General features: G+C 68.9%; 14 protein-coding genes. 6 read left to right on the forward strand and 8 right to left on the reverse strand.

What is annotated here, in order from left to right:
- Positions 1–43: 43 nt before the first annotated feature.
- A complete protein-coding gene (locus tag LDO15_RS11090) occupies positions 44–1,507 on the forward strand; it encodes an AMP-binding protein (protein WP_223978841.1) in 1,464 nt (487 codons plus the stop codon).
- 103 nt (positions 1,508–1,610) lie between these two features.
- A complete protein-coding gene (locus LDO15_RS11095) occupies positions 1,611–2,810 on the forward strand; it encodes a thiolase family protein (RefSeq protein ID WP_223987278.1) in 1,200 nt (399 codons plus the stop codon).
- Between the two features lie 496 nt (positions 2,811–3,306).
- Here the strand turns inward: LDO15_RS11095 and LDO15_RS11100 are convergent, their stop codons facing one another.
- Genes LDO15_RS11100 through LDO15_RS11110 form a run of 3 tightly spaced genes read right to left on the reverse strand, consistent with a single transcriptional unit; the run spans position 3,307 to position 5,416 of the window.
- Positions 3,307–3,939 (reverse strand): energy-coupling factor transporter transmembrane protein EcfT, encoded by a 633-nt coding sequence (locus LDO15_RS11100; RefSeq protein ID WP_223978842.1) that lies wholly within the window; start codon positions 3,937–3,939, stop codon positions 3,307–3,309.
- Positions 3,936–4,775, reverse strand: a complete 840-nt coding sequence (locus LDO15_RS11105; RefSeq protein ID WP_223978844.1) for an ABC transporter ATP-binding protein — start codon at positions 4,773–4,775, stop codon at positions 3,936–3,938. The genes LDO15_RS11100 and LDO15_RS11105 overlap by 4 nt, the downstream gene beginning before the upstream one ends.
- A complete protein-coding gene (locus LDO15_RS11110; protein ID WP_223978846.1) occupies positions 4,772–5,416 on the reverse strand; it encodes a biotin transporter BioY in 645 nt (214 codons plus the stop codon). The genes LDO15_RS11105 and LDO15_RS11110 overlap by 4 nt, the downstream gene beginning before the upstream one ends.
- A gap of 302 nt (positions 5,417–5,718) precedes the next feature.
- Here LDO15_RS11110 and LDO15_RS11115 point away from each other — a divergent pair, with 302 nt between their 5' ends.
- A complete protein-coding gene (locus LDO15_RS11115) occupies positions 5,719–7,317 on the forward strand; it encodes an ABC-F family ATP-binding cassette domain-containing protein (protein WP_223978848.1) in 1,599 nt (532 codons plus the stop codon).
- 71 nt (positions 7,318–7,388) lie between these two features.
- Here LDO15_RS11115 and LDO15_RS11120 read toward each other — a convergent pair whose 3' ends face one another.
- Genes LDO15_RS11120 through LDO15_RS11135 form a run of 4 tightly spaced genes read right to left on the reverse strand, consistent with a single transcriptional unit; the run spans position 7,389 to position 9,481 of the window.
- Positions 7,389–7,868, reverse strand: a complete 480-nt coding sequence (locus LDO15_RS11120) for a YbaK/EbsC family protein (RefSeq protein ID WP_223978850.1) — start codon at positions 7,866–7,868, stop codon at positions 7,389–7,391.
- Between the two features lie 3 nt (positions 7,869–7,871).
- Positions 7,872–8,750, reverse strand: coding sequence for an SURF1 family protein (locus tag LDO15_RS11125; protein WP_223978852.1), 879 nt, complete (start codon positions 8,748–8,750; stop codon positions 7,872–7,874).
- Positions 8,751–9,038: a hypothetical protein gene (locus tag LDO15_RS11130; RefSeq protein WP_223978854.1), complete on the reverse strand. Its 288-nt coding sequence runs from the start codon at positions 9,036–9,038 to the stop codon at positions 8,751–8,753.
- Entirely contained in the window at positions 9,035–9,481 is a 447-nt protein-coding gene (locus LDO15_RS11135; protein ID WP_223978856.1) for a DUF3099 domain-containing protein, read from the reverse strand. The genes LDO15_RS11130 and LDO15_RS11135 overlap by 4 nt, the downstream gene beginning before the upstream one ends.
- Positions 9,482–9,629: 148 nt before the next feature.
- On the opposite strand from LDO15_RS11135, the gene LDO15_RS11140 reads away from it, so the two are divergent.
- Together LDO15_RS11140 and LDO15_RS11145 are read left to right on the forward strand one after the other, a co-directional pair.
- Positions 9,630–10,355 (forward strand): beta-ketoacyl-ACP reductase, encoded by a 726-nt coding sequence (locus LDO15_RS11140; protein ID WP_223978858.1) that lies wholly within the window; start codon positions 9,630–9,632, stop codon positions 10,353–10,355.
- 238 nt (positions 10,356–10,593) lie between these two features.
- A complete protein-coding gene (locus LDO15_RS11145; RefSeq protein ID WP_223978860.1) occupies positions 10,594–11,013 on the forward strand; it encodes an Hsp20/alpha crystallin family protein in 420 nt (139 codons plus the stop codon).
- A 171-nt stretch (positions 11,014–11,184) separates the two neighbouring features.
- Here LDO15_RS11145 and LDO15_RS11150 read toward each other — a convergent pair whose 3' ends face one another.
- Positions 11,185–11,562, reverse strand: coding sequence for a DUF5655 domain-containing protein (locus LDO15_RS11150; protein WP_223978861.1), 378 nt, complete (start codon positions 11,560–11,562; stop codon positions 11,185–11,187).
- A gap of 330 nt (positions 11,563–11,892) precedes the next feature.
- On the opposite strand from LDO15_RS11150, the gene LDO15_RS11155 reads away from it, so the two are divergent.
- Complete coding sequence (locus LDO15_RS11155; protein ID WP_223978862.1) at positions 11,893–12,669, forward strand: SDR family oxidoreductase; 777 nt, start codon at positions 11,893–11,895, stop codon at positions 12,667–12,669.
- Positions 12,670–12,714 lie beyond the last annotated feature (45 nt).

A 12,714-nucleotide genomic window follows, 5' to 3' on the forward strand; every position in this document is an offset into this window, starting at 1 on the left:
CGCACAGGCGGCCGCGGCGGCCGGGAACGGTAAAGTTGGTTCGATGCCTTTTCTCGACAGACTCCAGCGCTGGGCCGATGACCGTCCCGACGAAACTGCCGTCGTCGTGGCCGGAGAGCACCTCAGCTGGGCCGGCCTGCGGGACGAGGCGGCGGCGCTGGTTCCCGCGGCGCCCGCAATTACCGTCCTGTCCGAGCAGAATTCAGCCCGCTTTGCCGTGGCTTTCGCGGCGGCCGTCGCCGGGGAGCGTCAGTGCGCAGTGCTGGATCCGGCCTGGCCGCGCCAGCTGCAGGACGGGATCATGGCCAGGATTGCCGGGATCGCCCCGCCGCCCGGCACTGCCCCAAGCGCTGTTCCAGGCGCTGTTCCGGGCGTCGCTCCAGGCGGGGCGCCGGCTGAGGCGCTGGGGACCGGGCTTGTTGACGGTCCGGCCGGAGCCTCGTTTCTGATTGGCCTGACCTCCGGCACCACCTCGGTCCCCAAGGCGTTCACCCGCTCGCGGCGTTCCTGGCAGGAATCGTTCGACGCGTCCATTGAATTCTTCGGTTTGACCCAGGACGACAGGACCCTGGCCCCTGGTCCGCTCGCGGCGAGCCTGAACCTCTATGCCCTGGCCGAATGCCTGTACGCCGGCGCCGAATTCCACACCCTTCACCACTTCGACGTCGGCGCCGCCCACGCAGCCGTCAGCCACGACGGCATCACCCGGCTCGTCCTGGTCCCGACCATGCTCCGGCTGCTCAGCGAGCGTGGACTGGCTGGCGGGGTCGATGCGTCCGGCATCAGGAGCATCATCTGCGCCGGGTCCAAGCTGGATGCCCGGACGCTGGAGGCGGCCCGGCGCTGGGCGCCCAATGCCACTATTTTCGAGTACTACGGAGCCTCCGAGCTCAGCTTCGTCTCCGGCGCCGGACTGCGTCCGGGCGAGCCCGCCGAGCCGGGCGGAACCGGCATCGGGAAGCCCTTTCCCGGCGTCGACATCCGCATCCTGGACGACCGCGGAGCCGGACTCCCGGACGGCAGCGACGGCAACATCTGTGTCCGCAGCGGCATGGTCAGCAATGGCTATTTGTGGGGTGACGACGGCCAGGCCCTGCGGTGTTTTGACGGCTGGTACACCGTGGGGGACCAAGGGTATGTCTCCGGCGGGACCCTGCACATGCTGGGCCGCCGCTCTGACATGATCATCACGGCCGGCACGAACGTCTATCCGCACGAAGTCGAAATGGCGCTGGCCTCCGTCCCGGGCGTCGCGGCGGCCGTGGCCGCCGGCATGGCGGATGACCTTCGCGGCCAGCGAGTAGTGGCCGGCGTGGTGCCCTCGCACGGAGCGGTCACCGCCACAGCGCTGAAGTCGGGCATCGAGGATGTGCTCGCGCGCAACAAACGCCCGCTCGAATACTTCGCGCTGACGGAGCTGCCCGTGACGGACCGGGGCAAGATCAGCCGACAGCTTCTTCTCGACTGGGTGGACCGGAACGATCCCCGGATCCGGCGCCTTGGCTGAGCAGCGCAAGGATCCCGGGGCGCGTTCGGCGGCGTCGTCACCCGGAGAGCCTTTTGCCGGGGAGCCTCTAACCGGGGAGTCTCGTCGCGGCGAGTTTCCCGGGCTGCTGCCCGAGGACAGGCAGCCGGTCATCATCGCCGCGCGCAGGACGCCGCTCTGCCGCGCCAGTGGAGCCCTCCAGAAGCTCCGCGCCCACGAACTCCTGGCCCCGGTGCTCCGCGGCCTGCTCGCCGACACTGGGGCTGGTGCCCGTGCGGACGCCGGTGCGGGTCTCGCGCCGGAGTCGGTGACCGACGTCGTGATCGGCAACGCGGTGGGCGGGGGCGGGAACGTGGCCCGGCTCGCCGCGCTGGAAGCCGGCCTGCCCGTCACCGTTCCCGGCCTCACGGTGGACCGGCAATGCGGCTCCGGTCTTGACGCGATCGTCCTGGCCTCGCGGCTGGTCGCGGCCGGCGGCGGCCTCTACCTGGCCGGCGGCGTGGAGAGCATCAGCACGGCCCCGCTCCGGGCACACCGCAATGACGACGGCACGGCGGACTACTATAGCCGGGCCCAGTTCGCCCCGCTCAGCCTCGGCGACCCGGACATGGGGGTGGCGGCCGAGAACGTCGCCGCCCACTACGGCGTCAGCCGGGAACGCCAGGACGTGTTCGCGCTTCGCAGCCACCGCCGCGCCCTCGCCGCCGCCGCTGCCGGGCTGTTCGACGGCGAAATCGTGCCGCTCGCCGTCGAACCCGGTACCTCCGTTGAGGCGGACGACGGCCCGAGGCCCAGCCTTGGCCCGGCCCTCATGGCCCGGTTCCCGCCTGTGTTTGCGGAGGGCGGCACCGTAACGGCCGGGAACTCATGCTTCGACGCGGACGGCGCCGCCGCCGTCGTCATCACGTCCGTGGAACGGGCCCGGCAGCTGGGCGCCACCGACGGGCTGCTCGTGTTGGGAACTGACACCGCCGGGGTGGCGCCGCAGCTCCTGGGCATCGGCGCGGCCGCGGCCGCGAAGCGGCTCCTGACCGCCCACGGCCTGGCGGCAACCGATATGGCCCTGGTCGAATTCAATGAGGCATTCGCCGCGCAGACACTCGCCTGCTTCGATCAGCTCGGGATCGACCCGGAGCGGGCAAACCTCGACGGCGGCGCCCTGGCGCTGGGCCACGCCTACGGGGCCTCGGGCGCAGTGCTCGTGACCCGGCTGCTGGCCCAGGCGCGCCGGTCCGGTGAGCAAGGCCAGCTTGCCCTGGCCATGATCAGCATCGCGGGCGGCATGGGCACGGCCGCGCTCCTCGGGTACCGCCGCCTCGGCTAGCCCCGCGCGGGACATGCCCCGTTCTTGACCCCGGCACCGGACATGTCCAGTCCTGGGCACAGGCAACGGACATGATGGCTGTATGTCCATTGGCCGCGGCCGGGGGAGAGCATGCTCACCTGCCGCACGCGGGACATGCCCCGCATCGGACCCCGGCACCGGACATGTCCAGTCCTGGGCACAGGCAACGGACATGATAGCTGTATGTCCATTGGCCGCGGCCGGGGGAGAGCATGCTCACCTGCCGCACGCGGGACATGCCCCGCATCGGACCCCGGCACCGGACATGTCCAGTCCTGGGCACAGGCAACGGACATGATGGCTGTATGTCCATTGGCCGCGGCCGGGGGAGAGCATGTCCGCCGGAGGGGTGTCCAAGCGATTCACGGCGCGGGCAGCCAGGAGGGGACATGTCCAGTCCTGGGCACAGGCAACGGACATGATGGCTGTATGTCCATTGGCCGCGTCCGCGGGAGAGCATGTCCACTGGAGCAGACTAGCCTTCAGGGTCCTCGGGTTCGCCAAGTCCGCGGGCGGCTAGGGCTTCTCCGGTCTGTCGGGCGAAGGCCACCGTCGTGATGATCACCGGCAGCACAAGGGCCCGGGGGTTGCGTTCGAGTCCCCGGGCGCGGGCGGAGTCGCGCACGACCGAATAGGCGCCGGCAACGAACGGGATGCTGCGGAGCATGATGGCAATGGTCAGGGCGAAACGCTCCGGGTCCGCGCCGAACCGCCGGAACGGCCGGGCCAGGGAGGCCACGCCGTCGAGCAGTTCCTGCACCGGGGTGGTGGCGGTCAGGATGGACGCCGCCACAACGCAAATCAGCACGTTCAGCACGATCCGGGCAGCAGTGGGTGCGCCCAGTTGCCACCACTGGAAGAGGCCGATGGCCAGAAGGACCGGCAGGACCGGGCGCACCGCACGGAACAGCCGGGCAGGACCGGCCCCGCTGAGCAGAAACACCGCGCACAGCAGCGCCAGCGCCGCAGCCGCCACCGCCCAGTCGGCGATCAGGAAGGACGCCATTCCGCACCCGACCACCAGCAGGAACTTCAGCCACAGCGGTGCCCGGTGGATCAAGGACGTGCCCGGCACATAGGCGGCCAGAAGGAAGCCGTGGCCGCTCAAGGCTGCTCCAGGCGGGCCTGCTCCGGCCGGAACTGCCCCGGCGTGGCGCCAGTGACGCCGGCCCCCTGGATTCCGTCGGGCTCTGGGCCGGCCCGTCCCGCCCCGGGCGTCGGGCCGGCCCCCACCGGCGGCAGCCCCGCCGCGCTCAGCGCACGGTAGTGCGCGACGGCGGAGGCCGGTTCGCCGTCGAACACGACCTTCCCGGCGTCCACCACCAGTACGCGGTCCATGTCCTGCGCGAGTTCGAGATCGTGGGTGGACAGGATGACCTGCTGGCGGAGACCGGAGAGGGTGCGGCGCAGGAGTTCGCGGTTGCGGAGGTCCAGCAGCGTGGACGGTTCGTCCAGCACCAGAACCTCCGGGTCTACGGCCAGGACGGCCGCCAGCGCCAGGAGTTGGCGTTCGCCGCCGGAGAGCTCGTAAATGCTCTGGTCCGCCAGGGGCAGCAGGCCGAACCGGTCCAGGACCGACTCTGCGTGGGACCGGCGGTCGGCGGCGTTGCGGATGGAGCGCCGCAGGGACAGCTCGACGTCCTCGCGTCCGGTGGGCATGACGAGCTGGGAAAGCGGATCAGTGAAGACGAAGCCGACGCGGCGCCGGACCTCCCGGACGGCGCGGACGGTATCGGCGCCGTCCACCCGGACCGTGCCCTCACTCGGTGCAACGAGCCCGTTGAGTAGCCGCAGGAGCGTGGACTTGCCCGAGCCGTTGGCGCCGATAACCCCGATCCGCCGTTCCGTGAGGCCCAGCGAGAGATCCCGGAGCAGCGTCTTGGGCGCGGGGCGGCCGTCAACCGACACCCGCACCGTCACCCGGTCCAGGACAACGCTGCTCACGGCCGGGCGTCAGCACTCCGGACGCGGCGGAGCAGCAGATCCGGGAAAGCCTTGTGCAGGGCCAGGGCGAAGCTGACGGCCAGTACGTTCTTGATGATGTCACCGGGGTAGAACGCGAGGTCGGCCAGGAACGCCTTGGAGAAGTCCAGCTTGGCATTGACCATCATGCCCAGGATGCCCAGGCCGTGGATGAAGACGATGCTGCTGACCATGGCGGCGGCGAACAGGAGGACAGCGCGCAGTTTGCCGGTGCGGTGGGCGGTGCCCCTGAGGACGACGACGGTCAGCCAGCCCACCGCCGTGGCGGCCAGCAGGAAACCGATGATGTAGCCGGCGGAAGGCCCGGCCAGGACGCCCAGCCCGCTGCGCCCGCCGCTGAAGATCGGCAGGCCGGCGAAGCCCAGGAGCAGGTAAAGGCCGACTGCGGCGAAGGCCCGCCCGGGGCCAAGAGCGAGCCCTGTGAGCATGACGGCCAGGGTCTGCAGGGTGATGGGCACGCCGAGACCGCCGACGGGAATGGCGGCGATCAGCGCCGAACCGGCCACAAGGGCGGCAAAAACGGCGATCAGGCCAAGATCGGTGGCGTTCCAGCGGCCCCGGCGCGGGGTCCGGGTTGTGGCGGGGTGGTCGGTCTGCGTCATGGTGTTCCTGTCGAGTGCTGCGGTGCAATACGGAAGTGTGATTCTGACTGTACGGTCGCGGGCCCCCTCGTTTTTTGTAGGTGCCCCACTAAGCGGCGGCCCGGATGCTGGAGGGCGACGCCAATGAGGGCAGCCGGGCGCCCGCATTGCAGGCGGGCCGGCGCCCCGGGAGCCCATGTCATGGGGCCAGGGCAGTGCCGGTAGACTTGTAGAGGCCGTGCTCTCGCACCGCCCTGCCCCGGCCCCGCCCAGACTCCACCGTTGTGCCGCGGCATTCCCTGTTGTGAAAGGCCTTAGCTGCATTGATTACCGTCCAGGATCTCGAACTGCGCGCCGGCGCCCGCCTCCTCATGGACCAGGTGAGCTTCCGGATCGACAAGGGAGACAAGATCGGCCTGGTCGGCCGTAACGGTGCAGGCAAGACCACACTGACCCGCGTACTCGCCGGAGAAGGCCTGCCCGCCGCTGGCAAGGTCACCCGCAGCGGCGAAATCGGCTACCTGCCGCAGGACCCGCGCACCCCGGACATGGAGCAGCTCGCGCGGGACCGGATCCTCTCCGTCCGCGGCCTGGACGTCGCCGTCGGCAAGCTCCGTTTGGCCCACGAGGAGATGGCAAGCGAGGACGCCGCGGTTCAGCAAAAAGCGATGAACCGCTACGACCGGCTGGAATCAGAATTCCTGGCCGCGGGCGGCTACGCGGCCGAAGCCGAGGCGGCGGCGATCTGCTCGAACCTCGCCCTGCCGGACCGCCTGCTGAACCAGCCGCTCAAGACCCTGTCCGGTGGACAGCGCCGCCGCGTGGAGCTGGCCCGCATCCTGTACTCGGATGCCGAAACCATGCTCCTCGATGAGCCCACCAACCACCTCGACGCCGATTCCATCTCCTGGCTCCGCGAATTCCTCAAGAACCACCAGGGCGGGCTGATTGTGATCAGCCACGACACCGAACTGCTCGAGGCAACCGTGAACAAGGTCTTCCTCTTGGACCCTAACCGCGCCCAGATCGACTTCTACAACATGGACTGGAAGCGCTACCTCACCCAGCGCGAAACGGACGAGCGCGCCCGCAAACGGGAGCGTGCCAACGCGGAGAAGAAGGCCCAGGTCCTCATCGACCAGGCCAACAAGATGCGCGCCAAGGCCACCAAGGCCGTCGCTGCGCAGAACATGGCCAAACGCGCCGAGCGTCTGCTCGGCGGTCTCGAAGCTGTGCGGGCGACCGACCGCGTGGCGGCCCTGCGCTTCCCGGACCCGTCACCCTGCGGCAAGACCCCGCTCACCGCGGACGGCCTCAGCAAGTCCTACGGCTCGCTGGAAATCTTCACCGACGTCGATCTCGCGATCGACCGCGGTTCCAAGGTGGTCATCCTGGGCCTCAACGGCGCCGGCAAGACCACCCTCCTGCGCATGCTCGCCGGCGTCGACAAGCCGGACACCGGCGAAGTGGTTGCGGGCCACGGCCTGAAGGTGGGCTACTACGCCCAGGAGCACGAGACGCTCGATGTTGACCGCACGGTCCTGCAGAACATGCGCTCGTCCGCGCCGGACATGAACGACGCGGAAGTACGCAACATTCTGGGCTCGTTCCTGTTCTCCGGTGACGACGTCGACAAGCCCGCCGGCGTCCTCTCCGGCGGCGAGAAGACCCGGCTGGCCCTGGCCACCATCGTGGCCTCGAGTGCCAACGTGCTGCTCCTCGATGAGCCCACCAACAACCTCGACCCCGCCAGCCGCGCCGAGATCCTCGGGGCCCTGAGCAACTACACCGGCGCCGTCGTCCTCGTGAGCCACGATGAGGGTGCCGTCGAGGCGCTCAACCCGGAGCGCGTCGTCTTGCTGCCCGACGGCATCGAGGACCACTGGAACGAAGACTACCTGGACCTGATCACGCTGGCGTAAGGCCGCCCAACTAGCTCGCAGCAGGGGCCGTTTTGAGCACTCAAAACGGCCTTAAGTGCGAGTTAGTTGGGTCAGCGGACGGGCATCGCTTCGGCGCCCGTGATTCGCTGCAGCTCCTCGTAGCCGATCGAGAACATCGAGTTGTGGTCGCCGGCCCCTGCCCAGAGCACGGGATGGGCCGCCAGTGACTCGTCCAATAGGGTCCGGATCTTCTCCGGGTGGCCGACCGGGGCCACGCCGCCAACCTCCTGGCCGGTGTGTTCGAGGACGAAATCAGGGGAGGCCCGGCGGATCTTGCCGGACCCCAGTTGCGCGGCCACCTTGCCGACGTCGACCCTGGCTGCGCCGCTGGCCAGGATGAGCAGCGGTGTGCCCTCAAGGTCGAACACCAGGCTGTTGGTGATTGCCGCGACGTCGCAACCCAGCGCGGCGGCCGCGGCGGCCGCGGTCGGGACTTTCGTAGAGAACACCGTCACGGTGTCGTGGGCACCCAAGGCGGTGAGTGCGCGCCTGACGTTTGCCACAGGTTCCGGCAGGGCCTCGGGGCTCATCGGTCAGTAGCCCTGGGCGTCCAAGATGGCGTCTTCCTCTTCCTCCGCGGTCGCGTTCTTGCGCTTCCGGGGAGCAGGACGACGGCGGGCCACCGGACCGGAGGAATGCAGGAACACGCCCTCTGCGGCTTCGGCCTCGGCGTCCTCCGCGTCGATCGCGGCGTTGCGGGCCTGCTGCCGGGCCGCATAGCCGAACCCCACGAACATCAGCACGCCGAACGCGAACCACTGCAGGGAGTAGGACAGGTGGGTGCCCTCATCGGTGGACGGTTTGGGGAACGGGAACGGCATGTCCTGCACCGTGGGGGACTCTGAGGCGAGCTGTCCGTAGGCGCCCGTGAGGAGCGGATAGCCAAGCTGGGTGGAATAGGCGGCGAGGTCGATCGAGGCCAGCTGGCCCTCAGGGGCGCCGCGCTGAAGCTCGGCTTCGGCCGGCTTGAGGCGCGCAACCACAGTCGTCGGTCCCTGCGGCGGTGCCGGCACCGAGTCGGGCCGGCCCGGGGTGTTGTTGCCGATGGGCAGCCAGCCGCGGTCAATCACCACCGTTTCGCCGGAATCGAGCTTGAACGGGACCACCACCTCGTAGCCGGGCTGGCCGTTGAGCGGGCGGTTGCGGACGATGCGCTGGCCGGCGACGTCGTAGCTGCCTTTCAGCTCCACCTGGGTCCACTCGCGCTCCGGGTCGAGCCGGTTGAACTGGTCCCGGACCTGCGGGAAGGGTACCGGGGCGGCGGAGTAGTTGGAGACCACCCGGTTGATTTCGGCCAGGGTTTCGGCGCGGCGGTCCATCTGCCACCGGCCCAGGCCGACGCAGCCGGCGGCGAAGATCGCGGCCAGCAACAAGTACCCCAGCCATTTACTGGAGAAGAGAAAGCGGTACATTCAGCCGATCCTGCCTGACGGGTCGAGGGGCACGGTGTCTTCGAGGGGCGCAGACGGGTCGAGGGCCACTGTCTCTTTCCACAGCCCGCGGGTCTGGAGGTAGTCCTCGAGCCAGGCGCGGTGCTCCCCGCATGCCAGCCAGATCTTGCGCCGTTCCGGGGTGTGGATCTTGGGGTTGTTCCACAGCAGCTGCCATTCCGCCACGGCGCGGCAAGCCTTCCGCGAGCAGACGGTGCCCGGGGCCGCGGCGGTGGCGCCGCCGTTCCCGGCCAGGTCAAAGAGGTTCATGAAGCTGCCCGTCCGTGGTTGTCGTCGTCGTTCTCGTCATCGATCAGCTCGCCTTGCAGCAGCGTCGCCGAGGCGTCCTCGCCGGCTTCCGGGACAGGCCCTGCCGGCCCCACGGGGGCGTCCAGCTCTGCCAGCGGTGCATAGTCCAGGAGGGAATCACTGTGGATTTCCGCTTTGTCGCTGCCGTTGGCGATCACTACCGCAATCCAGGGCAGGAAGACGGCTCCCAGCACCGGGATGAGCTTGAACCACCCGTCCACGACAAAAATCAAAATCAGGCAGACCATGCGGATGCCCATGGCCACGGCGTATTTGATCATCCGCTCGCGCATCTCGTCCGAATGCGCGGCGGCGGCGTCTGTGATGCTGTGCACCTCAGTGCCGCCGGACTCGGCGTCCGGCCTCCCGGGCACAGGAACACCGGGTCGGTTTTTGAGTGTCACGGCTGTCAGATCACGCTCCCAAGGCTTAGTGCAATTCTCTCACCATCGGCTGACCCGCCCAAACGGGTGCGAGCCGGGCGCTAAGATCGGAGGCAGGAAATTTCCAGCCCCCAGCGCGGCCCCCTGCCGCAGAATCCCGGAGTCCCCTATGTCTGAAACAACCACCACCGGCCGCAGCGTTCTGATCACCGGCGGAAACCGCGGGATCGGCCTGGCCATCGCCGAGTCCTTCCTGGCCAACGGCGACAAAGTGGCGGTGACCTTCCGCAGCGAGTCTGCGCTGCCCGAGGGCATCCTCGGCGTGAAGGCGGACGTTACCGACGAAGCGTCCGTGGACGCCGCGTTCACGGAAGTCGAAGCCGCCCACGGTCCCGTAGAAGTCCTCGTCGCCAACGCCGGCATCACCAAGGACACCCTCCTGATGCGCATGAGCGAAGACGACTTCACGTCCGTGATCGACACTAACCTCACGGGCGCCTTCCGCGTCATCAAACGCGCGTCCAAGGGCATGATCCGGGCGCGCAAGGGCCGCGTCGTGCTGATTTCCTCCGTCTCGGGCCTGTACGGCGCGCCGGGCCAGATCAATTACTCAGCTTCCAAGGCCGGCCTGGTGGGCATCGCCCGGTCGCTCACCCGCGAGCTCGGAGCGCGCGGGATCACCGCGAACGTAGTGGCACCGGGCTTTATCAACACGGACATGACGGCGGAACTGCCTGAAGCCACGCAGAAGGACTACCTGACCAAGGTCCCCGCCGGGCGCTTCGCCGAGGCGTCCGAGGTCGCCAACGTCGTCCGCTGGATCGCCAGCGACGAGGCGTCCTACATTTCCGGTGCGGTTATTCCGGTCGACGGCGGCCTCGGCATGGGCCACTAGGTCCGGACGAGGACGCCGGGCGCGGCGGACCACGCCCCCGGGCAGCAAAAAGCAGGGAACGACGGCGGCATCCGCCGTCGTTCCCTACCGTTTTCCGCCCGCTGCGCTCCCGGAGACGGCGCGCTGGTTTCTTCCACGCCGGGCCTTTTTGCCCTTGGCGCCGGGGCCCCGGGAGCGTGTAATGGGCTCACAGCCCCTCACCATGCCGCGGCAGGGGCGTGGACGCAGGAGGAATATCATGAGTGATCTCAGCAAGTGGACGCCTTCGGACATGCTGGAGCCGGTCCGCCGCTTCCTGGAAGGTGATCTGACCATTGCGCCGAGCATCAAGCTCGAACAGTTCCAGGAAGGCAACACCCTGGTGGTCCGGGCCGAAGTGCCCGGGATCGATCCCGACAAGGACGTCGACGTCTCGGTCAGCGAGGGCATGCTGAACATCTCCGTGGAGCGCGAGGAAAAGTCCGAGCACAAGAGCAAGACCGGGTACCGCTCGGAATTCCGTTACGGGTCGGCCTCCCGCAGCATCGCGCTGCCGGCAGGCGCCAAGGAAGAAGACATCACCGCCACCTACAAGGACGGCGTCCTGGAGGTCCGTGCACCGGCTCCCGAAACGACCCCGGCGGAAACCACCAAGAAGATCCGCATCGATCGCAGCTGAGCCGGCGGCGGCTGACGCGGAAAAGCAGATCCTGCACTGATGGGCCATTGCCGGCGGACCAGCACTGATGGACCAGACCTGGCGGACCTGCACTGATGGACCAGTTCCTGGCGGACCCGAACAGGCAAAGCCGGCTCGGCCGGCCCGGGGCTGCGGCCGGCCCGGGGCGGGTCAGCGGGCCTCGTCCCGGGCTCGCCGGAGCCATCCGGCAACCTCGGCGTCGAGGTCGGCTTCCGAGCGGAGTTCCAGGTGGTGCATCCAGACGCCGGGGGACGGGTTGACCACGGACTTGAACCTGGCGGACACGATGCGGCTGCGCAGGGCGATCGACAGCACGGCAGGCACGTCGGAGCGGACGTAGCGTCCGGGCCACCAGACATACGCGAAGCCCCGGGCCTCCCGGAAGGCCACCTGGCTCCTGGTCACCCGGATCTCCGGCGGGGCCGGAACCGCCAACATGGCCTCTACAGCCCGGCACAGCGCGAGGCCACGCGGCGAGCCGGTGAAGACGTCCTCCGGCGTGGCGTCCCCGCGCCCCGCCGCGGTCATGGCACATCCCCGGCCTGCGGCGCCTGCCGGGTCCCGGCAACAACAACCATGGGGGTCAGACTACGCCCGCGCCATGCTGCGGGAGGCCAGCAGAGTGGCAGGCAGCGCGGCGGCGGGCGGACGCGGGAAGCGGGGCGGGAAGGTCAACTGCAGCGGGCGGGACGCGGGAGGCAGCCGCAGAAGGCACCACACGCCGGTCCCGCGCACCCGCCCCGGGAACTACGCCGCAGGAGCTTCTTTGTGGATGCTGAACAACAGAAATGCCACAATCCGCTGGCATGATGGATTGCAGACCCACAGTGTTTGGACGTTTGGAACAAAGGAGCTTGTATGGGACTGCTGGAGAACAAGACTGCGATCGTGACCGGTTCGTCGCGCGGAATCGGCGCCGAAGTCGCCAAGTTCCTCGCCGCCGAGGGGGCGGCCGTGGTGGTGAACTACCGCCAGAAGGCGCCGCGCGCCAACAAGGTGGTCGCCGAGATCGAGGCCGACGGCGGCCGTGCGGTGGCCGTCGGGGCGGACCTGACCACCCAGGACGGCGTGCAGGCCCTTGCCAGCGCCGCTATGGAAAACTTCGGCTCGCTCGACCTCCTGGTCCTCAACGCCTCCGGCGGCATGGAGACCGGCATGGAAGAGGGCTACGCGCTGAAGCTGAACCGCGACGCGCAGGTGAACATGCTCAACGCCGCCGTTCCCCTCATGCCCGAAGGCTCGCGCGTGGTCTTCGTGACCAGCCACCAGGCACACTTCATCAACACCGTGACCACCATGCCCGAGTACGAGCCCGTCGCCCGCAGCAAGCGCGCCGGCGAGGACGCCCTGCGCGAACTCGTGCCCGCGTTGGCGGACAAGGGCATCTCGCTCGTGGTCGTCTCCGGCGACATGATCGAGGGCACCGTCACTGCCACGCTGCTTGACCGTTCCAACCCCGGCGCCATCGAGGCCCGCCGCGCCGAGGCCGGCAAGCTGTACTCGGTCAAGGAGTTTGCCGCCGAGGTCGCCAAGATGGCCACCGCCGACGTCGAGACCGGCCACACCGAATACGTCGGCGGTGCGGATTATTTCGATAAGACCGCAGACAAGGCAGAGGGCAAGAGCTCCAGCTAGGACCGCCGGCCGGCTGTTCGCCGAGGTGGCACGTCGCGGTAATGT

The sequence above is a fragment of the Arthrobacter sp. NicSoilB8 genome (assembly GCF_019977355.1).
In the GTDB taxonomy this organism is placed as follows: domain Bacteria; phylum Actinomycetota; class Actinomycetes; order Actinomycetales; family Micrococcaceae; genus Arthrobacter.